Below are 22,589 nucleotides of genomic sequence, written 5' to 3'. Positions count from 1 at the left end.
ATAAAAAATTAATTTTGTGCAATCGATTACATTAAATAGAAATTATGACAAAATATAGTTCAAGATACGCGTCAAGCCCAGAAGCTGTAAAAAAATATGATACACAACAATTAAGAGAAGAATTCTTAATTGATGACCTAATGCAGGAAGATGAAGTGGTATTGGTTTATTCTCATTACGACAGATATATTGCAGGTTCTGCAGTGCCGGTAAAAGGAGATTTGATTTTAGAAACTATTGATCCGCTTAAAGCTCCTTACTTTTTAGAAAGAAGAGAATTAGGAATTATTAATGTAGGAGGAAGCGGTTCTGTTGTGGTAGAAGGAACTACTTATGAATTAGGTTTTAAAGATGCTTTGTATATCGGAGCAGGAAACAAAGAAGTTATTTTTAAAAGTGATGACAGCAGTAATCCTGCTAAATTTTATTTGAATTCGGCACCAGCACATACTGCTTATCCAACTAAAAAAGTAAGTTTAGCAGAAGCTAATAAATTACAGTTGGGAACAATGGAAACAGCTAACCACCGTACCGTAAACCAAATGATTATTGGAAGTGTTGTTACAACCTGCCAATTGCAAATGGGAATGACGGAATTAAAACCGGGAAGTGTTTGGAATACAATGCCGGCTCACGTACACGACCGTAGAATGGAAGTTTACTTCTATTTAGATATTCCACAAGATCAGGCTGTTTGTCACTTTATGGGACAGCCTCAGGAAACAAGACATATCTGGATGAACAATCATCAGGCAGTTATTTCTCCGCCGTGGTCAATTCACTCAGGCTCAGGAACCAGTAATTATACTTTTATCTGGGGAATGGCAGGTGAAAACTTAGATTACGGAGATATGGATGTTTGTAAAATCACTGATTTAAGATAAGAATATGACAAACTTATTTGATATAAAAGGAAAAGTAGCCCTTATTACAGGAAGTACGCACGGACTGGGAATGGCAATGGCAAAAGGACTTGGAGAAGCCGGTGCTACAATTGTGGTGAACGGAAATTCATCTCAGCAAAAAATTGATGACGCCGTAGCTGAACTTCAAAAAGAAGGAATCAATGCTGTGGGGTATAAATTTAATGTAACAGACGAACAAGAAGTAAAAACTGCGGTTGAAAAAATCCAAAGTGAAGTTGGTCCAATCGATATCTTAATCAACAATGCCGGAATCATCAAAAGAATTCCATTGTTAGACATGGAAGTTTCAGATTTTAGAGAAGTAGTTGATATTGATTTAGTAAGTCCGTTTATCGTTTCAAAGCATGTTGCAAAAGGCATGATCGAAAGAAGACAAGGAAAAATAATCAACATTTGCTCTATGATGAGTGAATTAGGTCGTAGCACAGTTTCTGCTTACGCTGCTGCAAAAGGCGGTTTAAAAATGCTGACTAAAAACATGGCTACAGAATGGGCAAAATACAATGTTCAGATCAACGGGATCGGTCCAGGATATTTTGCAACGGAACAAACAAAACCAATTAGAGTTGACGGACATCCGTTTAACGATTTTATTATTAGCAGAACTCCAGCGGCAAAATGGGGAGACCCAAGTGATTTAGCCGGAGCGGCAATATTTTTATCATCAAAAGCGAGTGATTTTGTAAACGGCCACATTTTATATGTTGACGGTGGAATCCTTGCTACAATTGGAAAACCTTCAAACGAAGAATAATTCTCAAATTATATTTTAAAAGACATGAGCGCAAATACATTCATACATGACAATTTTTTATTAGAAAATAAATACGCTGAAGAGTTATATCATAATTATTCTAAAAATCAGCCAATTATTGATTATCACAATCATCTTAATCCGCAGTTTATTGCAGAAGATAAGATTTTTGATAATATAACGAATGTATGGATCAACGGCGATCATTACAAATGGCGTGCAATGCGTACGTTAGGAATTAACGAGCAGTTTGTAACAGGAAATGGTTCAGATAAAGATAAGTTCTTAAACTGGGCAAAAACAGTTCCGTACACGATGCGTAACCCTTTATACCACTGGACACATTTAGAATTAGCTCGTTATTTTGATATTTATGATCTGCTGAATGAAAAATCTGCTGAGAAAATTTATATCGAAACTTCAGAAAAAATAAATTCTCAGGCGTACAGCACACAGAATCTTCTTAAAAAAGTAAACGCTGAATTAGTTTGTACTACAGAAGATCCAATTGATTCGTTAGAATTTCACCAAAAATTCGCAAACAATTCAGTTGGAATCAAAATGAGTACGGCTTTCAGACCTGATAAAGCCATCTTAATTGCTAATGATGGTTATAATGCATATCTGGACACATTAGGGGATGTGTCCGGACTTGCAATTAACACTTATGATGATTTACTTGCAGCATTAAGAAAAAGAATTGAATTCTTTAATGCAAACGGATGTAAGTTGAGTGATCATGGTTTAGATCAGATTTACTTCGAAAACTTTACAGAAAGTGAAATCAATGCTATTTTCAAAAAGAAAAGAGAAAACGGAGAATTGTCTCCAGAAGAAGCATTGAAATTCCAAAGTGCTGTTTTAATTTTCTTATGCGAAACGTACCACGAATTTGGGTGGGTACAGCAGTTTCATTTAGGAGCATTGCGTAACAACAATGCACGTATGCACAGAATCTTAGGTCCAGATACCGGATGGGATTCTATTGGAGATTATCCTCAGGCTCAAAAATTGTCTGGCTTTTTAAATGCATTAGACAGTAAAGATAAATTGACTAAAACGATTATTTATAACCTGAATCCTGCTGATAACGAAGTTATGGCAACAATGATTGGAAATTTCAATGACGGAAGCGTTCGCGGAAAAGTACAATTTGGTTCTGGATGGTGGTTCTTAGATCAGAAAGATGGAATGACAAAACAATTGAATGCGCTTTCCAATATGGGCTTAATCAGCTGTTTTGTTGGAATGCTTACAGACTCAAGAAGTTTCTTATCGTTCCCAAGACACGAATATTTCAGACGTATTTTATGTAATCTTTTAGGAGACGAAATCAAAAGAGGCGAACTTCCAAACGATATGGAATGGATCGGTAAATTAGTTTCTGATATTTCATACAACAACGCTAAAGAATATTTCAAATTTTAATTAAAAGTTAACCGCAAAGTTCACAATCCTGATAGCTATCGGGAGTGGCAAAAAAAATATAATATGAGTAGAGTAGTTGCATTTGGAGAAATCATGCTGCGTTTATCGACAGAAAGACATTTACGTTTTTCGCAGTCTACAGCATTTGGTGCTACGTATGGCGGCGGTGAATTTAACGTATGCGTTTCTTTGGCAAATTACGGAGTTAATGCTGAATTTGTTACCAGACTGCCAGAAAATGAAATTGGTTTTTCTGCATTAAGAGAAATCAGAAAAATGAATGTCGAATCTAAAAACATTGTTTACGGAGGAGAACGTTTAGGAATCTATTTCTTAGAAACTGGAGCAGGAACACGCGGAAGCAATGTTGTTTACGATCGTGCACACAGTGCCATGTCAACTATTCAAAAAGGACTGGTTGATTGGGAAAAAGTTTTAGAAGGAGCTGAATGGTTTCACTGGAGCGGTATAACACCAGCGATTTCAGAAAGTGCAGCAGAAGCTTGTTTAGAAGCAATTAAAGTCGCTCATAAATTAGGAATTAAAATTTCATGCGATTTAAATTACAGATCAAAACTTTGGCAGTATGGCAAAACTCCAAGCGAGGTAATGCCAGAAATGTTAAAATATAGCAATGTGATTTTAGGAGATATTGATACGGCGTATTTTATGTTGGGAATTCCTAAAGTAAATCCGAATTATCAAGACGAGAAAACGCTTCCAAATTTATATACAAAATTGTTTGAATTTATTCCGAACCTTGAAATCGCTGCGACAACACTTCGTTATTCTGTAAGTGCTTCTCACCAAAGAATCGGAGGAATTTTATTTGACGGAAAAGCAATTCACAGCGCAGCAGTTAAAGAAGTTACTCCAGTAGTCGACCGTGTAGGAAGCGGAGATGCATTTATGGGCGGACTAATTTATGGTCTGCTGGAATACCAAAATAATAACCAAAGAGCATTAGATTTTGCAGTTGCAGCATGTTGTTTAAAACATACTATTGCAGGCGATTACAACTTGGTTACATTGAAAGAAGTTGAAAATATGATTGATGGTGATGGCTCTGCATTAGTATCAAGATAAAAAAATAAAAATGGCAAAATATTCAAGAATTGAAGTCGCTTCGCAAATGAAAGAAAACGGTATGGTTCCGTTATTTTTTCATTCTGATATCGAATTGAGTAAAAAAGTTTTAAAAGCATGTTACGACGGTGGTTCTAGATTAATGGAATTTACCAGCAGAGGTGATTTTGCACACGAAGTTTTTGGCGCTTTAAACAAGTACGCTTTGGCAGAACTTCCAGGAATGATCTTAGGAGTGGGCTCAATTACAGATGCTGCTTCTGCTTCATTGTACATGAGTTTAGGAGCAAATTTTATTGTAACACCAGTTTTTAGAGAAGATATTGCTATCGCTTGTAATCGTAGAAAAGTATTGTGGTCACCAGGCTGTGGTACTTTAACAGAAATTGCGAGAGCAGAAGAATTAGGCTGTGAAATCGTAAAATTATTTCCAGCAGATATTTACGGACCAGAATTTATAAAAGCCATAAAAGGACCTTGTCCGTGGACAAACATCATGCCTACAGGAGGTGTTTACCCTACAAAAGAAAGTCTGAGTTCATGGTTAAATGCAGGTGCAACCTGCGTTGGTTTAGGTTCGCAGTTAATTTCAAAAGATATATTAGAAAATAAAGACTTTGACGGATTGACTGCAAAAGTCAGTCAAGTTCTTGACATTATAAAAGAGATTAGAAAATAGATTAAGGGGTAATCATGCCGAACTCCTTATTTTATAAGTTTTTTTTAGATTTTTAGAGATTGTAATTGAACATTACGCTTGAAAAATTTTACCCGCCATTCCTCACAGCAGGTTTTATTTGCTAATCGGGTGTAATGTTTCATTTACAATTTAAAAGGCAGAAATAAAGAAATAAGGTTTGTAAATGGTTATTTATAACGCATTAAAGAAAATTTAAAATGAAAAAATTAAATAGAATAAATACAGGATTAGAAAAGTTACAGCCAATTAAGGTAGTTCAGTTTGGAGAGGGTAACTTTTTAAGAGCCTTTGTTGATTATGCTTTTGACAAACTAAATAAAGAAGTTGATTTTAATGCCGGTATTGCAATAGTGCAGCCTTTGAAAGACGGTATGGTAAATATGATTAATGATCAGGACGGTCTTTATACCTTATTTATGAACGGAATTAAAAAAGGTGAAAAAATACAAGATATTGAGTTAATTACCAATATTGTAAAAACGATAAACCCTTATACTGAATTTGCAGATTATTTGGCTTTAGCCAAAGAAGAAGAACTTCAGTTTATTGTTTCTAATACTACAGAAGCTGGAATTGAATTTATCGAAAGTGATACTCCAGACATGCAGCCACCAGTGTCATTTCCTGCAAAATTGACGGTTTTATTATATGAAAGATTTAAACATTTCAATGGAGATGCATCTAAAGGAGTTACCATAATTCCTTGTGAATTAATTGATTATAACTCTGAGACACTGAAAAAATATATTTTACAATATGTTGATTTATGGAAATTAGAAGATGCATTTAAAACTTGGGTATCAGATGCTTGTACGTATCATAGTACTTTGGTTGACAGAATCGTTCCTGGATATCCAAGAGCTGAAATTGAAGAATACAATAATAAATTAGATTATGAGGACAATTTAATTGTTGCGGCCGAACCTTTTTTCCTTTGGGCTATTGAAGGCGGAGATGATTTAAAAGCAAAATTGCCATTTCATAAAACAGAGTTGAATGTAAAAATCGTTGATGATATACGTCCTTTTAAAATGATTAAAGTTCGTATTTTAAACGGTGCGCACACGGCAATGGTTCCTTGTTCACTTTTGCATGGTAATAAATTAGTAATGGAAACTGTTAACGGAGATTTTACTGGAAAATTTGTAAACAGCGTCATTAGTGAAATTAGTGAAACTCTTGATATGGACAAAAATGAAATTACGGCCTATTCTGAGGAAGTAATGGACCGATTTAAAAACCCATTTATCAAACATGCACTTGCTGATATTGCATTGAATTCTGTATCGAAATTCAAAGTTAGAGTTCTGCCTAGTTTATTAGGATATTATAAGGCTAACCAAAAATTGCCTGTTAATTTGACTTTTTCATTAGCAAGTTTAATTCGTTTCTACAAAGGAACGTGGAATGGTCAAAGTTTACCGGTTAAAGATGGTGAAGATATTACAACTTTCTTTAACGGACTTTGGAAATCTGATGATTACGAGAAAATCGCTCGTTTGACATTACAAAATAAAAATTTCTGGGATGAAGACTTAACAGAAATCCCAGGATTAACAAAAGCAATTACAATTGCATTAGAAGAAATTGATGCAAATGGTATTGAAGCTGGCTTCGCTAAGTTTCAAGAAAGAATCAAATAAAAAAACACACAAAAAGAACAAAGAACAAAGGTTAATTATGGCAACGCAGAAAAAATTAATAAAAGTTCATCCTACTGATAACGTAGCGGTAGCTTTGGTAAATCTTACAGCAGGCGAAGTAATTGATTTTGAAGGAGAATCAATTACTGTTGAGTCTGATGTAAAAATGAAACATAAGATTGCAATGGTTCCTTTTAATGTAGGAGACAGGATCATTATGTACGGTGTTTTGGTAGGAAAAGCTAGTGCAAGAATCGAAAAAGGAGGATTGCTTTCTACCTTAAACGTAAAACACGAAAGTGATAAAGTTACTGGTAAAACAGAAACTATTGGCTGGAATGCACCAAATGTTGATAAATGGAAAGACAGAACGTGGCAGGGCTATCATAGAGAAGATGGACAGGTTGGAACAGAAAATGTATGGTTGTTTTTTCCATTAGTTTTTTGTGAAAACAGAAACATCGAAATCTTGAAAGATATCTTTGAGAAAGAATTGATGAAACCTAAAGAAAACGACTATCAATTGTTATTGCGTTCTTTAGTGAAATCAGAAACTGGCGGAGCAGGAAATCAAGAAGCTTCAAACGATGCTAACTTGTTCAATAATATCGAAGTGAAATTCATCACGCATCAAGGTGGGTGCGGTGGAATTCGTCAGGATTCTCACAGTTTAGCGAAGCTTTTGGCTGGTTATGTAAATAATCCAAACGTGGCTGGAGCAACTGTTTTGAGTTTAGGATGTCAGAATCTTCAAATTTCAATTTTCAAGGAAGCTTTAGATGCTATTAATCCAAACAGTAAAAAGCCTGTTTTGATTTACGATCAGCAGTCTATCGGGACAATTGAAACGATGTTAAGCAGTGTGGTAAAAGATACTTTTGAAGCTATTAAAAAGGCGAATGAAATTAAGAGACAACCAGCTCCATTATCTAAATTAAGAATTGGTTTAGAGTGCGGTGGATCTGACGGATTCTCTGGAATTTCTGCAAACCCAACGTTGGGAGTGTTGTCCGATCATTTAGTTGCTTTAGGAGGAACTACAATTCTTTCTGAATTTCCTGAATTATGCGGAGTAGAACAGGAATTAGTAAATCGTTGTGTAGATGATAAAGATGGAAAACGTTTCTTAGATTTAATGCAGTGGTACGAAAAAACTGTTGTAGATGCAGGTTCAGGATTTGACATGAATCCGTCTCCAGGTAACATCAAAGACGGTTTAATTACAGATGCAATGAAATCGGCGGGTGCAGCTAAAAAAGGAGGAACTTCACCAATTGTAGGGGTATACGATTATGGAGAATATATTAATGAAGCAGGCTTTACATTGCTATGTACTCCTGGAAACGATGTGGAATGTACAACTGCAATGGTAGGTTCTGGAGCTAATATGGTACTGTTTACAACAGGTTTAGGAACTCCGACAGGAAACCCAATTGCACCAGTTGTAAAAATTTCATCAAACACGCAGTTAGCGAATAAAATGTCTGATATTATCGATATTGATACGGGTGGAATTATCACTGGAGAAAAATCAATTGATGAAATGGCTGACGAAATGTTAGAATTTATCATTGATGTTGCCAGCGGTACCATTAAAACTAAAGCTGCAATATTAAATCAGAACGATTTTATTCCTTGGAAAAGAGGGGTATCGCTTTAAATTTTTAGGTACTAAGGTTCTAAGGAGCAAAGTGACAAAGGTTTATATAGAAGACGCACAATCTAGTGCGTCTTTTTTTTGTTAGGTTTATCCGTAGAGACGCACTGCAGTGCGTCTATTTTTTTTAGAGAGAACTCCAGAGGAGCGACATAAATCTAGGCTGTAGAAAAATATAACGCTCTTCTGCTTGATGCTGTGAATCTTTATTCTTTGCTATAAATATTTCGCTTCTCTGAAGCTTGCAAAAAAAAAGCCCATTCTAAAATGAGCTTATATAACTTATATAGTGAAAAAAATTAAAAATTAGTTTTGGTAGAAGATTTACGAATATGTAATTCAGGTGCAAGAACTACCTTTTTTTCGATTTTTATCGTATCTGTTTTATCTACTTGTTCTAAGAAAACGCGGGCCGACATTCTTCCCATTTCCAATGGTGACTGATCTACAGATGTGATAGATAATTCCATAAATTTTGTGAAAGGCTCATTACTAAAACCAGCAACACAAAAGTCATTTGGAATATTGATGTTACGCTCTTTTAATTCTTGAATGGCTCCCAATGCGGCAAAATCACTCGAAGAAAATATAGCGTCTGGAGGAGTTTCTAACTGTAAAAGTTTATCGACAGCTTCTTTTCCCGCATCAACAGCACTTTTGGTATAGATGACATATTTTTCATTAAACTCTATTCCATTATCCAGTAAAGCTTGCTTGTACCCTAAAAAACGGTTTTTAAATATATCAAGTGATTGATCTCCAGAAAAGTGAGCGATATTTCTACAGCCTTCGTCAATTAAATGTTTAGTGGCTAAATAACCTCCTTTAAAGTCGTTTATTGTAACAGAGCTTACGCCATCAATATGTTTACTTCTATCAAAAAATATCAGCGGTACATTTTTTTCTAATACATTTCTAAAAGCGCTGTCATTTTCGTCAGAAACACCAGTTACAGACATCATAATTCCGTCAACCTGCGCATCTACAAGCGTATGAAGGTTTTCATTCTCTCTCTTGATGCTTTCGTGCGTTTGACAGATAATAACTTGATAGCCATGAGGATAAAGTTCTTCTTCAATTCCCCTGATAACAGAGGCAAAGAAATTGCTGTCAATACGCGGTACAATAACTCCGATATTATTACTTCGACCACTTTTTAAAGCCAGCGCCAATTTGTTCTGCTTATAGTTCATCGCCGCCGCCGTTTTAATAACCAGCTCACGCGTTGCCTCCTTAATTTTAGGATTGTTATTTAGTGCTCTAGAAACTGTTGCAGCAGTGATATTTAATTTTTCAGCAATATCGTAAATGGTTACTTTTTCACTCATTAAAAAAAGTTTTTTCGGATTATTTTTAGACAAAAATACATTTTTTTTTATTACGCAATATAAAATGTTATCGATTACCTTATATCATAACTCAAACGTTTGATATTTTACAATGATAATAAATTATGTGTTTTTTTAAATTAAATGTAATTATAATTTATAATAAAAATTAAATATATAATTTTTTTCTAAATTAATTTGGTGTCTTAGAACAATTTTTCTACTTTCGTGTAATCGATTACACAATTACTTGCGTTTTCGGCTTTAAACAAGAAAATACGACTAAATGATTCCTGCTAAAAACCTCAAATTTAATTGGATTGTATTTTTAACTGCTTTAACTATAGCAGTGGTTTCTTGTGCAAAAAAGACCTCTTCTATTACTACAAACGCTTCTAATCCATGGAAAAAAATGGATTTGGTTCTAAAAAGTATTCCACAGACACATTTTGAGGATAAAGTGTACAACATAAATGATTTTGGCGCTGTTGCAGATGGAAAAACGCTAAATACAGAAGCTTTTCAAAAAGCAATAAAACAATGTGCGGCAAATGGAGGCGGGCAGGTTTTGGTTCCAAACGGAAAATATTTAACAGGCGCTATATATTTAGAAAGTAATGTTAATCTGCATTTACAAGATAATGCCGAGATTCTATTTAGTTTAAATCCTAAAGATTATCCAATCGTTCATACTTCTTGGGAAGGAACAGAAGTAATGAATTATTCACCGCTCATTTATGCGAAAAATAAAACCAATATTGCTGTAACTGGAAAAGGTACTTTAAACGGTCAGGCAGACAGTACCAACTGGTGGATTTGGTCTGGCGGAAAAAATTACGGCTGGAAAAAAGGGATTCCATCTCAAAACGACCCCACAAATCGTGAAGTATTAGTCGATATGGCCGAAAAAGGAGTTCCTGTTGCAGAACGTATTTTTGGTGAAGGAAGATATCTTCGTCCAAATTTCATTGAATTTTTTGAATGCAATACGGCATTAATTAAAGATGTTACCATTATAAATTCTCCTTTTTGGATTCTGCATCCAATAAAAACAAACAACATGATTATTGATGGTGTAACGGTTAACAGCCATGGGCCAAATAATGATGGATGCGATCCTGAATATTCTCAAAACATTGTAATTAAAAACTGCACTTTTAATACTGGCGACGATTGTATTGCAATAAAATCCGGACGCGATGCCGATGGAAGAAGAGTAGCAATTCCGAGTAAGAATATAATTGTACAAAACTGCAAAATGATCGATGGTCACGGCGGTGTAGTTATTGGGAGCGAAATTTCTGCAGGCGTAAATAATGTGTTTGTTGAAAATTGTGTAATGGACAGTCCCAATCTGGATCGCGCCATTCGTATCAAAACCAACTCTAAAAGGGGCGGCGTTATCGAAGATATTTTTGTTAGAAATCTTGAAGTAGGTACTGTTAAAGAATGTGTTTTAAAATTAAACATGTTTTATAATGTATATGGATCGCAGACAGGGAATTTTATTCCAACAATCAGAAATGTAAGTTTAGAAAATGTAAATGTGAAAAACGGTGGTAAATACAGCGTTTGGGCAGAAGGATATGCAGCATCTCCAGTGGAAAATATTACACTTAAAAACGTGAAAATTCAGAAAGTAGATTCTGTCTATTTATTAAAAAACGTAAAAAATATAAATTTTATAAATACCTATATCAATGAGAAAAAAGTAGAATCAATTAAACACTAAACACTATCAATTAACCAAACTTTAAACCAGACTATGAATTTTAAAAAACTATCAAAGAAAAAAGAAAAATACAGCTTTGTATTTTTGTTTTTCCTGAATTTACTGCTGTGTAATACCACAAACGCACAGTCAGGAATAATTGAAGGGAAAATTACCGATGCCGCGGGATTATCACTTCCTGGAGTAAACATTCAGGAAAAGGGAACTAAAAACGGAACTTCAACAGATTTTGAAGGAAGTTTTAAAATCAATGTAACTAATCCAAAAGCCACTTTGGTTATTAGTTATTTAGGCTTTCAGACACAAGAAGTTAGTATTGCCGGAAAATCAAAAATTAATGTAAGTCTTGCAGAACAATCCAATTCATTAAATGAAGTTGTTGTGGTTGGTTATGGATCTGTAAAAAAGACTGATTTAACAGGTTCTGTAAGTACAATTAGTGCAGCAACTATTACAGAAAGAAATACAATTAATCCTTTAGAAGCTATTCAGGGAAGTACGCCGGGAGTTCAGATTTCCTCTTCTTCAGGACGTGCGGGCGATGGATTCAAAGTTGTAATTAGAGGAAATAACTCTTTGATTGCTGATTCTAGTAATCCTAGTATGGTTGGATCTTCACCATTATATGTGGTAGATGGAGTTCCGATGGATGGTATAGATTTCTTAAACCCTCAGGATATTGCCAGAATGGACGTTTTAAAAGATGCTTCTTCAGCAGCTATTTATGGTTCTAGAGGATCAAATGGAGTTATTATTGTTACTACAAAAAGCGGTACAAGTGCCAAAGCAGGTATCAGCGTTACTTTTGATACTTCATACGGAAATAAAACTACTGCAAGATTACCAAAAATGATGACAGGAGAAGAGTGGTGGAAATTCCATCAGGTTGCTTATATGAGTGCAACACCTCAAACGCAGACTCCAGCTCAATTAGCATCTTTGGCAGGAAATCAGAGTCCGTTATTAGTTTCAAGAGCCAACAGCGGTTATAATTTTGACTGGTATGATGCAGTATTAAAAACGGGTATGACCGAAAACAATTATCTAAATATTACCGGCCGTTCAGATTCTGGCTTGAGTTATAATTTAGGATTCGGTATTCAAAGTGATCGCGGTCTAATCGAAAATGATGCAACAGATAAGTATTCATTCAAATTAGGATTAAATCATAAAATAAACGACAAGTTTTCTACAGGCGTAAATGTTACAATTGCAAGATTAAACAATCAGCTTGGGAGTGATTTAGCTATGCAGGATGCTTTTAGATTAAGTCCGCTAATGTCACCGTGGGCAATCGACGCGGCAGGTAACGAACAAGTTGGGACATTATTTTTCCTTCCTGGAAAACTGACTTATCCTAATGGTTCTTGGGTGATCAATAAAACATCAACCGTAAACCCGTTAATGGAAATTGCGAATTCTTCTCAAACAGAAAAAACGTGGCAGACAGTTGGAAACGTTTATTTCCAATATCAGCCTATTAAATGGCTTTCCTTTAAAACTACTTTTTCTGCAGGAATTATGGATACGACAGAATCTGCTGCTTACACGGCACAGACAAATGCTGGGGTAACATTAAACGGAAAAAATTCTGCAATTTTAGAAAGTGCAAACAACTTTAATTATACTTGGGATAATCAAATCGATCTAAAACATACTTTTAACGAAGTACACGATTTTAGCTTACTATTACTGCAAAGTTTGTATTCAAATGTTGATGAGAATTCATATATGTCTTCTAACAATCAGCCATTTGATGTGGGAACAGACAATATGGGTTCTGGTGTTCAAACGAGTTATGTAATAAGATCTGCTTATGCAAAAAACACTTTAAATTCGTACGCTGTTCGTTTAAATTATGCATTCAAAGATAAATATCTGGTAACAGCTTCAACTAGATGGGACGGTTCTTCTGTTTTATCTGAAGGGAATAAATGGCAGAGTTTTCCATCATTGGCTTTAGGATGGAAATTGAGTAAAGAATCATTCTTAGAAAACAGTTCGGTTGTTTCAGATTTGAAAATTCGTGCAAGTATTGGTTACACAGGAAATGATAACGTGGCACCTTATACTTCACAAGCATTATTAAATCAGCAGACATTTTATGCATCTGGAGCAAATGTAGTTCCAGGATGGCAGTCAGAAAATTTGGCTAATCCAAATTTAACCTGGGAAAAAACCAGAGAGTACAATTTAGGAATTGATTTTGGATTCTTAAAAAATAGAATTTCAGGTAGTGTTGACGTATATGATAGATTATCAGATGATTTAATTTACAAACAACAGCTGCCGGCAGAAACAGGATGGAAAAATACTTTTGCAAATGTTGGATCTGTAAGCAACAAAGGAATTGAAGTTTTATTGACTACTAAAAACATCAAATCTCAAAATGTAAACTGGGAAACGACTTTTACATTTACTAAAAACGTAAACAAATTAGAGTCAATTTACAATCAAGATCAAGTCAGCGATATTGGAAATAAATTAATACTTGGAGCGCCTTTAAATCCAAATTACAATTATGTATATGACGGAGTTTGGCAGGAAAGCGAAGCAGCTCAGGCAGCATCTTACGGAATGGCGCCTGGACAAGCGAGACCACAAGACTTAAACGGAGACGGTGTCTTTAATCAAGATGACAGAACAGTTATTGGAAATCCTAATCCAGAGTGGCAGGGAAGTTTGTATTCTAAATTAACAGTAGGTCAGTTTGATTTCAATTTTTCGGTATTGACAAGTCAAGGGCAGACAGTTTTAAGTACATTCCACCAAAACTTTGCAGACGTTAGTGATCGCGGACGCCAAAAATTAGCAATGGAATATTTTATTCCAACCAATGGTACAGGTATTGAAGCAAATGCTAATACCGTAAATCCAAGACCAGGACCTGTTGCAACTGGAGCAGGAGCTTATTGGACTTCTTTATTTGGTTACTACAGAGATGCATCTTACGTGAAAATTAAAAATATATCTTTAGGTTATACATTAAATTCTGATTTATTAAAGAAGTTAAAAATCTCAAATCTAAGAGTGTATGTAAATGTTTTAGATCCATTTGTATTTACAAAATTTGATGGATACGACCCAGAATGGGCAGGTTCGCCATTTGGTGTAAACCGTCCAGCATCTGTTACTACGCAATTGGGATTAAGTGTTAAATTTTAAGAAAGATATCAAATGAAAAAAATAATAATAATGCTAGGATTAATCGCTGTATCTGTAAGTTCTTGCAGTGATTATATTGAAGAAGACAGCCGCTCTTACGTACCCGCTGATGCGACCTATAAAACTGCAACAGGATTTCAGCTGTTAGTAAACTCTAATTATGCTTGGTTAAAAGGAATTTATGGCGGAAATCCATGGCTTTTTGAAGCTGGAACCGATATGTATGCGGAGGGAAGAACTCCAGAGCCAGCAGGATTAAGCCAGTATGCACTTTTAATCCCGTCCTCAGATAATGTTGCCGATTTGTATAACTCCTGTTATCAGCAGATTCAGGCAGTAAACAAAACGGTATATTATTCGACAGTTACAGAACAGACACCAAATATAAATACACTTGTTGGCGAAGCACGTTATTTAAGAGCCAATGCTTATTTTTTACTAGTGCAGACTTATGGAGGTGTGCCGATTGTTTTGGATAATATTACGACTCCAGTTTTGTCTTTTACAAGAAACACTGCCGAAGAAGTTTATACACAAATTATAGCCGATTTAGATTTTGCTTTGGCTAATGTAGGAACAGCTTCATATGCCACAGCTGGAAAAGTAAATAAAAGGGCCGTAAACGATTTATTGGCAAAAGTTTACCTGACAAGAGGATACGAAAGTTTTGGTAAAGCTGATGATTTTTCAAAAGCCGCAGCCTATGCTGACGCCGCAATCGCTGGTCAGACATTAGCCATTTCATTCGATCAGTTATTTAAACCTGGAAATGATTTAAATGCTGAAACAATTTTTTCTGTACAATACGATAAAGCGTCAACCAGTACAGATCCTACAAAATTAGGTAACAATCAGTTTTACTATTTCAGTTCGTATTTAGGAGGTGCAGAAACTGGAGCGCCGCTAAGAAGTTACAATTTATGTCCAACAGACTATGCCTTAGGTTTATATGAAAAAGGGGATGCAAGATGGAATGCTACTTTTATGACGGAAATTTTAGAAGGACCTGAAACAACAAACGGAGTTACAAAAACTATTTTATACTATCCATACTACAGAAGTTCAAATCCAGCTTCGTTAAAAGTGAGACATTTTTACGAACCAAAATGGTTTACGCCTGCAGATAAAACTGCCTGGATGACAGCCAATGCCTCTAGATTAGCATCTACATTTGTGTATCATCCTTGGGGAGAATATTCTGCGGCGCATACGTTAATTAAAAACTTAGACTGTTATACAATTCCAGTTAAGAAATTTGATGACCCAGATCCAACTACACCTTCAAGTACAGGTCCTGTAAGCACAAGAGATATCATTGTTTCCAGATTGGGAGAAACTTATCTTGTAGCTGCCGAAGCCTATTTAAAAGCTGGAAATCCAGCAACCGGTTTAGATCGTTTAAACGAAGTAAGAAGAAGAGCAGGTGTTGCAAATGCTACTTTAGCTCAATTTAATATCGACTATATTTTAGACGAAAGAGGAAGAGAGTTATTAGGAGAATACAAACGCTGGTTCGATTTAAAACGTACTGGAACATTGGTAGCAAGAGCTTCAGCTCATAATTATAAAATAAAAGAAGCAAATTTTGTTGGTGTTGACGGCAAGCTTAAAATTTTAAGACCTATACCACAAACAGTTTTAGATTTAAACCAAAATAAAGATTTTCCTCAAAATCCTGGTTATTAGTAATTTTTTAGTTTTTTGAGACTATTGTTTTTTTGAAGTAGTTAAGAAAGAGTTTGACTAATTGTCAAGCTCTTTCCTTAACTTAAATTAAATTGAAATGCAGAAAGTGAGATTAATTTTAGTAGTATTTTTTTATGTTATTGCGGTTCAAAGCCAGCAGTACAAGATAGATACGTCTTATACAATTAAAAGCACTTTTACTAAATTGCTTAAGAAATATCCTTTTATCACAATTCCAGAAGTTACAACCAACCAAGACGTTACAGCTATGTTTGACTTGGTTTATAATAAGGAACAAGAAAGAACATTGCATTTTGATGCATTTGTAAATACAAAAAAGAAAAAGAATCCAGCCGTAATTATGATTCATGGCGGAGGATGGAGATCTGGCAATAAAAACCAAATGCAGTTTTTAGGAAAAGAGATCGCAGCAAAAGGGTATTCTTGTTTTGCCATCGAATATAGATTGTCGCTGGAAGCTAAATATCCAACGGGTGTAATTGATGTGAAAAATGCCATCAGATTTATAAAAGACAATGCGAGGAAATTTAATGTAGATCCTAATAAAATTGCTGTTTTAGGCTGTTCGTCAGGAGGGCAAATGGCAGCTTTAATAGGAACAACAAATGAAAATCCGATTTTTGAAGATACAACTTTTAAAAGTAAACATTCATCAAAAGTTAATGCGATTGTCGATGTAGATGGAGTATTAGCATTCAAACATCCAGAATCATCAGAAGGAGATATGGCCGCTTTTTGGCTTGGCGGAAAATCAGATGAAATTCCAGAGAACTGGAAAAATGCTTCTGCATTAACGCATACCAATAAAAATACACCGCCAATATTATTCATCTGCAGCAGTATTCCGAGATTTCATGCAGGACGCGATGATATGATTACAATTTTGAATGAGAATAAAATCTATAATGAAGTGCAGACAATTCCAGATTCGCCGCATTCATTTTGGTTTTATGAACCTTGGTTTGGACAAACAGTTTCGTACACCGTACGATTTTTAGATAAAATTTTTAAATAAATTAGAATACAAATGAAAGCAAAGATCACCACAGCAATTTTATTTTTAGCAGGTATAACAGCCGTTAATGCTCAAAAGTATGATATTAAAACCAATAAAACGTATGCCGAAATATCTGCAAAAACAGATGGTAAATGGGAAGGAAGAAAGTACAAAGGCGGTACTGTTTTTAAAAATGTGGATCGATTAAAATTGGCTCCAGAACATACAGATCATTCATTTGACATTCGTTATGAAGGCCCGGGATGGGAAAACAATAGAATTGGTTACCGCCTGTATTTAGACTGGAGAAATGCAATTGATATTTTTGGAAAAAAGACTTCAGAAAATATTCTTCCGTTAGTGGGACAGGATGGATTTGATTCGTATCATAATATGAGCGATTGGGGAGCAGATATTTTGAAGGCTGGAAAAGGAATCGGAATTGGTTCTATCGACCGTTATTTAAACAATGAAAAATTACATTTCCGCGAAGTTGACTCTACAATCGCAGCGGTTTCAAACAAAGCAAATGAATCTGTTGTAAAAGTAAATTATTACGGATGGAAAACAGCTTCGGATAAAATTGATTTCATCTCAGAATTGACTATAAAACCAAACGAGCTTTATACACAACATACCATTAAAGCATCAAAGGAGATTAAAGGAATCTGTACCGGAATTGTGAAACAAAAAAATACAGAAGTTCTTAAAAAAGAAAGTAAAAATAAAAAATGGGCTTATTTAGCTACTTACGGAGAGCAATCTTTAGTACCAGATAAATTAGGAATGGCAATTTTTTATGAAATTAGTACAATCGAAAATATTGCAGATACAGATTTAGATTATCTATTAGTTTTCAAACCCACTACAAAAGCGACTACATTTTATCTTTTAGGAGCTTGGGAACAAGAAGTAAATGGTATTAAAAACAAAGAAGAATTTGTTAAATATTTAGATCAAAAATTAGAAGTGCTAAACAAAAAAAGTAAAATGTAAATTTTATGAGTAAATCTCTTTTTGGAAAGATTAATCTAAAAAAAACTGCGATTGTTTTACTATTGTTTTTAGGATGTAAAGGCATAGCCCAGAATCAAAATAGTTCAGAAAATACTGTTGTTCCTTCTGACTTGAAATGGTCGGAGAGAGCAGCACTAACCATTTTAAATAAATATCCTCGGGCGTGGCAGCTCGACGGAAACGAAAAGCCAAAATGGGATTATAAAATGGGTTTTGTATTGTCTGGTTTTGAGAAATTGTATCAAAAAACAAACGATAAAAAATATCTGAATTATATTAAAGAGTATGTTGATGGAATGATTGACAGCACTGGAAATATTAAAAAATACGATATCAAAGAATATAATATTGATTATTTAAATCCAGGAAAACTACTTTTTAATTTGTACGAAATCACAAAAGATTCGCGCTATTTACAAATTATAGGAAAGTTAAGAAATCAGCTGGAAACACAGCCTCGAACAGCGAGCGGCGGATTTTGGCACAAGCAGATTTATCCCAATCAAATGTGGATTGATGGTTTGTACATGGCAGAACCTTTTTATACGCAGTTTACGGTTAAATATGAAAAGGGAAAAAGTTTAGACGATATCGCCAGACAATTTGAATTGGTTCATAATCATATTGTAGATAAAAAAACAGGTTTGGTTTATCATGCTTGGGATGAAAGTAAAGAAATTGCCTGGGCAGATAAACAAACAGGAACTTCACCAACGATTTGGGGACGCGGCATTGGCTGGTACATGGTTGCATTGGTTGAAACCTTAGATTATTTCCCGAAATCACATCCAAAATATAAAGTTTTGGTAGAATATTTGAATCAGATTTCAAAGAATGTGAATCAGTACAAAAGTAAATCTGGGTTGTGGTATCAAGTAGCAGATAAACCAGAACTGTTTGGAAATTACGTTGAGCCATCAGCTTCGGGAATGATAATTTACGCTTTTGCAAAGGGAGCCAATAAAGGTTATTTAGCGGGCAGTTATAAATCGACAGCTAAAAAATCATTTGACAGTTTTGTAAAAGAATTTGTGAAAGTTGATAAAAAAGGTGAAGTAAATATTCTGAATGTTTCGTCGAATGTAGGTTTAGGAGGAAAACCTTTTCGAGATGGAACGAACCAATATTACCTGACGGCGAAACCAAAAGAAAATGGTGCAATAGGCATAGGGGCATTTTTATTAGCCTCAATAGAATTAGAAAAATAAAAGAATTTAAATATATTTTGAAATGAAAAATACTAGAAAACAAAGTTATTTGATGTCGGTTTTAATGATCTGCGTTATGACAATTACAAGTTGTAAAGTAACTTCTCAAGAACCAGCAAAAAAGGATATTGTAATAGGAAAAAATGCAAAATGGTCAGATAAAATGGCTTTGACGTTAATGAAACGTCATCCAGAAGCATATATGCTGGACGATGCTAAAAAACCAAAATGGGATTACGTTCATGCTTTGGTTTTACATTCTATTGAAGAATTATACAAAAAAAATCCAGATTCAAGATATAAGGCATACGTGAGAGGTTACGTAGATGAATTGGTTCAGGCTGATGGAACTATTAAAACTTACGAATTCGAAAAATACAATATCGATTTGGTTCTGCCAGGACGTTTGCTTTTTGATGTTTATGCGTATTCAAAAGAAGATAAATACTTAAAAGCGATGCAGTTAATTCGTAAACAGCTTACAGAACAGCCAAGAACGGAAAGCGGCGGATTCTGGCACAAACAAATCTATCCAAATCAAATGTGGTTAGATGGTTTGTATATGGGAGAGCCATTCTACGCAGAATATACAGCTAAATTTGAAAACGGAAAAAGCTTTGATGATATCGCTAAACAATTTGAATTAATTCAGCTTCATGCAACAGATCCAAAAACAGGATTATTATACCACGGATGGGATGAAAGCAAGCAAATGCCTTGGGCAGATAAACAAACAGGAAATTCTCCAAATTTTTGGTCAAGATCTTTAGGATGGTATGTAATGGCTTTGGTTGATGTTTTAGATTATATGCCAAAAGATCATCCAAAACAAAAGGAATTGGTAAAATATCTAAATAATGTTTCTGAGGCTTTACTTAAATTTCAGGATAAATCAGGTTTATGGTACCAAGTTACAGACAAAGTTGATGGAAAAGGAAATTATTTAGAGGCTTCTGGTTCGGCTATGTTTTCGTATGCTTTTGCGAAAGGAGCAAACAAAGGATATTTACCAGCTAAATTTAAAAAATCAGCCAATAAAGCTTTTGACGGATTAACTAAAGTTTTAATCAAAAAAGTAGATGAAGATGGCGGAATCACTTTGACAAACTGCTGCCAAGTTGCAGGTTTAGGTGGGAATCCTTACCGTGACGGATCTTACGAATACTATGTAAACGAAAGAAAAAAAGACAACGATCCTAAAGCAACAGGACCATTTATTCTTGCAGCTTTAGAGTTGAATCGATAATTTGTTAATTGTTGATGGTTGATTGTTAATGGTTGATGGTTGATGCTTGATTGTTGATTTTTAATTGTTAATTTTTAATTTTTAATTGTTAATGGTTAATTTAATTGAATACTTTGAGTAGAAATTTTTGTTTTCTGGAGAGAATTCGAAAGGTCGCATGAAGCTCTGCTAAGAATAATAAATTAGAATCCTGACAGGTTTTTAAAACCGGTTAGGATTTCTTTAAAAGCCAATATTTTTAAAAAATGAGAAATATAAAAATCATCCTTTTTCTTCTTTCCGTTTGTACTTTTCAGAAGAATAGTGCACAAGTCTGGGTGCCGGATAATGGAGATGGAACTTATACGAATCCAATTATTCATGCCGATTATTCAGATCCGGATGTTGTTCGCGCAGGCGATGATTATTATATGACAGCTTCATCTTTTAATTGTAATCCGGGATTACCAATTTTACATTCTAAAGATTTGGTAAACTGGAAAATTGTTGGGTACGCACTCAGCAAACAGCCGCCGTTTGAAACGTATGATAAAGTACAGCACGGAAACGGGGTTTGGGCGCCGAGTATTAATTATCATAATAATGAATTTTATATTTATTACCCCGATCCAGATTTTGGAATTTATATGATTAAAGCCAAAAAAGCAGAAGGACCTTGGTCGGAACCGCTTTTAGTAAAAGCCGGAAAAGGATTAATAGATCCGAGTCCACTTTGGGATACAGATGGGAAAGCTTATTTAGTTCACGCATTTGCGGGAAGCCGCGCGCAGATTAAAAGTCTGCTCGTTGTTTGTACAATGAACTCAGAAGGTACGGTTGTTAATAACGATGAAGTTATGGTAATTGATGGACATGATGGAGAAGGAACAATAGAAGGTCCTAAATTTTACAAACGAAACGGCTATTACTTCATTTTTGCTCCAGCAGGCGGAGTTCCTACTGGATGGCAGACTGTTTTAAGATCGAAAAATGTTTTTGGACCTTACGAAAAGAAAAAAGTTCTGGAACAAGGATCAACTGCTATAAATGGACCGCATCAAGGAGCTTGGGTAACCACACAAACTGGTGAAGATTGGTTTTTTCATTTTCAGGATAAAGGTGCTTACGGAAGAATTGTTCATTTACAACCCATGAAGTGGGTAAACGACTGGCCGGTTATGGGCGAAGATTTTGATAAAAACGGAATTGGAGAACCTGTTACCACTTATAAAAAACCAAATGTTGGAAAGAAATATCCAATAGAAATTCCAGCGGCTTCAGATGAGTTTAACGAACCAAAATTAGGACTGCAATGGCAGTGGCAGGCGAATAAACAAATAAACTGGGGTTTTCCAACGAGTTTAGGCTACCTGAATTTGTTTTGCAATACTACTACGCCAAACATTTTTAATGCTCCTAATTTATTACTTCAAAAATTTCCAGCCGAAGAATTTACAGCAACTACAAAAGTGACTTTCAACCCTAGGTTAAATGGAGAATCAACAGGATTAATTGTTATGGGGTTAGATTACAGTTATTTATGTTTTAAAAATGATAATGGGAAATTATATCTGAATCAGAAAACAGGAACTTTTTCTAATGTAGTTTCAGAAACAGAAACCAAGCCAGTTTTAATAGAAAGTAATACAATTTATCTCAGAGTAAAAATTAAAAAAGGCGGAATCTGCAGTTTCTTTTACAGCTTAGACGATAAAAAGTATGAACCTGTTGGAAAAGATTTTACGGCCAAAGAAGGAAGATGGATTGGAGCCAAGGTTGGTCTTTTTGCTTTAGGTGAAGTAGTAAAAAATGATTCTGGAAATGCAGCAGTAGATTGGTTTAGAATTACGAAATAAATTCATTAAAAAGTAATTTTTTCGTCTTTTAGAAAAAAAACGACGCACATAAATTAAATATTTTAAAAGAAAAATAAAAATTGACATTGTGATACATTTTCATGTTTGAAAATGCCTTAAAAGTTATTTAAATGATTTTTCTTACAAAATATGTTTTTTA

The 22,589-nt window shown here is 34.7% G+C and carries 16 protein-coding genes; 15 read left to right on the top strand and 1 reads right to left on the bottom strand.

Features of this window, described 5'->3' with window-relative positions; genetic code table 11:
• The first annotated feature begins 44 nt into the window (after positions 1-44).
• From kduI to HYN86_RS17395, 7 genes are all read left to right on the top strand, one after another.
• Positions 45-884, top strand: a complete 840-nt coding sequence (kduI, locus tag HYN86_RS17425; RefSeq protein ID WP_113679199.1) for a 5-dehydro-4-deoxy-D-glucuronate isomerase — start codon at positions 45-47, stop codon at positions 882-884.
• A 4-nt stretch (positions 885-888) separates the two neighbouring features.
• Positions 889-1,680: a gluconate 5-dehydrogenase gene (locus HYN86_RS17420; protein WP_113679198.1), complete on the top strand. Its 792-nt coding sequence runs from the start codon at positions 889-891 to the stop codon at positions 1,678-1,680.
• A 24-nt stretch (positions 1,681-1,704) separates the two neighbouring features.
• The gene (gene uxaC / locus HYN86_RS17415) at positions 1,705-3,108 is read left to right on the top strand and encodes a glucuronate isomerase (protein WP_113679197.1); all 1,404 of its coding nucleotides are present in this window, start codon (positions 1,705-1,707) and stop codon (positions 3,106-3,108) included.
• 63 nt (positions 3,109-3,171) lie between these two features.
• Positions 3,172-4,194, top strand: a complete 1,023-nt coding sequence (locus HYN86_RS17410) for a sugar kinase (protein ID WP_113679196.1) — start codon at positions 3,172-3,174, stop codon at positions 4,192-4,194.
• 10 nt (positions 4,195-4,204) lie between these two features.
• Positions 4,205-4,873: a bifunctional 4-hydroxy-2-oxoglutarate aldolase/2-dehydro-3-deoxy-phosphogluconate aldolase gene (locus HYN86_RS17405; protein WP_057116188.1), complete on the top strand. Its 669-nt coding sequence runs from the start codon at positions 4,205-4,207 to the stop codon at positions 4,871-4,873.
• Positions 4,874-5,091: 218 nt separating this feature from the next.
• Positions 5,092-6,537: a tagaturonate reductase gene (locus tag HYN86_RS17400; protein ID WP_113679195.1), complete on the top strand. Its 1,446-nt coding sequence runs from the start codon at positions 5,092-5,094 to the stop codon at positions 6,535-6,537.
• A gap of 37 nt (positions 6,538-6,574) precedes the next feature.
• On the top strand, positions 6,575-8,197 hold the full coding sequence (locus HYN86_RS17395; RefSeq protein WP_113679984.1) for a UxaA family hydrolase: 1,623 nt from the start codon (positions 6,575-6,577) through the stop codon (positions 8,195-8,197).
• 296 nt (positions 8,198-8,493) lie between these two features.
• Here HYN86_RS17395 and HYN86_RS17390 read toward each other — a convergent pair whose 3' ends face one another.
• Positions 8,494-9,522 (bottom strand): LacI family DNA-binding transcriptional regulator, encoded by a 1,029-nt coding sequence (locus HYN86_RS17390; protein WP_057116185.1) that lies wholly within the window; start codon positions 9,520-9,522, stop codon positions 8,494-8,496.
• A 286-nt stretch (positions 9,523-9,808) separates the two neighbouring features.
• Between HYN86_RS17390 and HYN86_RS17385 the strand changes: the two genes are divergently transcribed.
• The 8 genes from HYN86_RS17385 to HYN86_RS17350 all read left to right on the top strand — a co-directional run bounded on the left by HYN86_RS17385 (position 9,809) and on the right by HYN86_RS17350 (position 22,429).
• The gene (locus HYN86_RS17385) at positions 9,809-11,254 is read left to right on the top strand and encodes a glycoside hydrolase family 28 protein (RefSeq protein WP_113679194.1); all 1,446 of its coding nucleotides are present in this window, start codon (positions 9,809-9,811) and stop codon (positions 11,252-11,254) included.
• 33 nt (positions 11,255-11,287) lie between these two features.
• A complete protein-coding gene (locus tag HYN86_RS17380; RefSeq protein WP_113679193.1) occupies positions 11,288-14,419 on the top strand; it encodes a SusC/RagA family TonB-linked outer membrane protein in 3,132 nt (1,043 codons plus the stop codon).
• A 12-nt stretch (positions 14,420-14,431) separates the two neighbouring features.
• Complete coding sequence (locus HYN86_RS17375) at positions 14,432-16,105, top strand: RagB/SusD family nutrient uptake outer membrane protein (RefSeq protein WP_113679192.1); 1,674 nt, start codon at positions 14,432-14,434, stop codon at positions 16,103-16,105.
• Between the two features lie 97 nt (positions 16,106-16,202).
• Positions 16,203-17,141, top strand: coding sequence for an alpha/beta hydrolase (locus HYN86_RS17370; protein ID WP_113679191.1), 939 nt, complete (start codon positions 16,203-16,205; stop codon positions 17,139-17,141).
• Between the two features lie 12 nt (positions 17,142-17,153).
• Entirely contained in the window at positions 17,154-18,119 is a 966-nt protein-coding gene (locus HYN86_RS17365; protein WP_113679190.1) for a DUF4861 family protein, read from the top strand.
• A gap of 5 nt (positions 18,120-18,124) precedes the next feature.
• On the top strand, positions 18,125-19,348 hold the full coding sequence (locus HYN86_RS17360) for a glycoside hydrolase family 88/105 protein (protein ID WP_113679189.1): 1,224 nt from the start codon (positions 18,125-18,127) through the stop codon (positions 19,346-19,348).
• A gap of 22 nt (positions 19,349-19,370) precedes the next feature.
• Entirely contained in the window at positions 19,371-20,594 is a 1,224-nt protein-coding gene (locus HYN86_RS17355) for a glycoside hydrolase family 88/105 protein (protein WP_113679188.1), read from the top strand.
• Positions 20,595-20,839: 245 nt separating this feature from the next.
• Positions 20,840-22,429, top strand: a complete 1,590-nt coding sequence (locus HYN86_RS17350) for a glycoside hydrolase family 43 protein (protein WP_113679187.1) — start codon at positions 20,840-20,842, stop codon at positions 22,427-22,429.
• Positions 22,430-22,589: the final 160 nt, after the last annotated feature.

This window comes from Flavobacterium fluviale, assembly GCF_003312915.1.
Taxonomy (GTDB): domain Bacteria; phylum Bacteroidota; class Bacteroidia; order Flavobacteriales; family Flavobacteriaceae; genus Flavobacterium; species Flavobacterium fluviale.
Note: the sequence above shows the minus strand (reverse complement) of the source record. Positions and strands in the feature narration are given on the sequence as shown.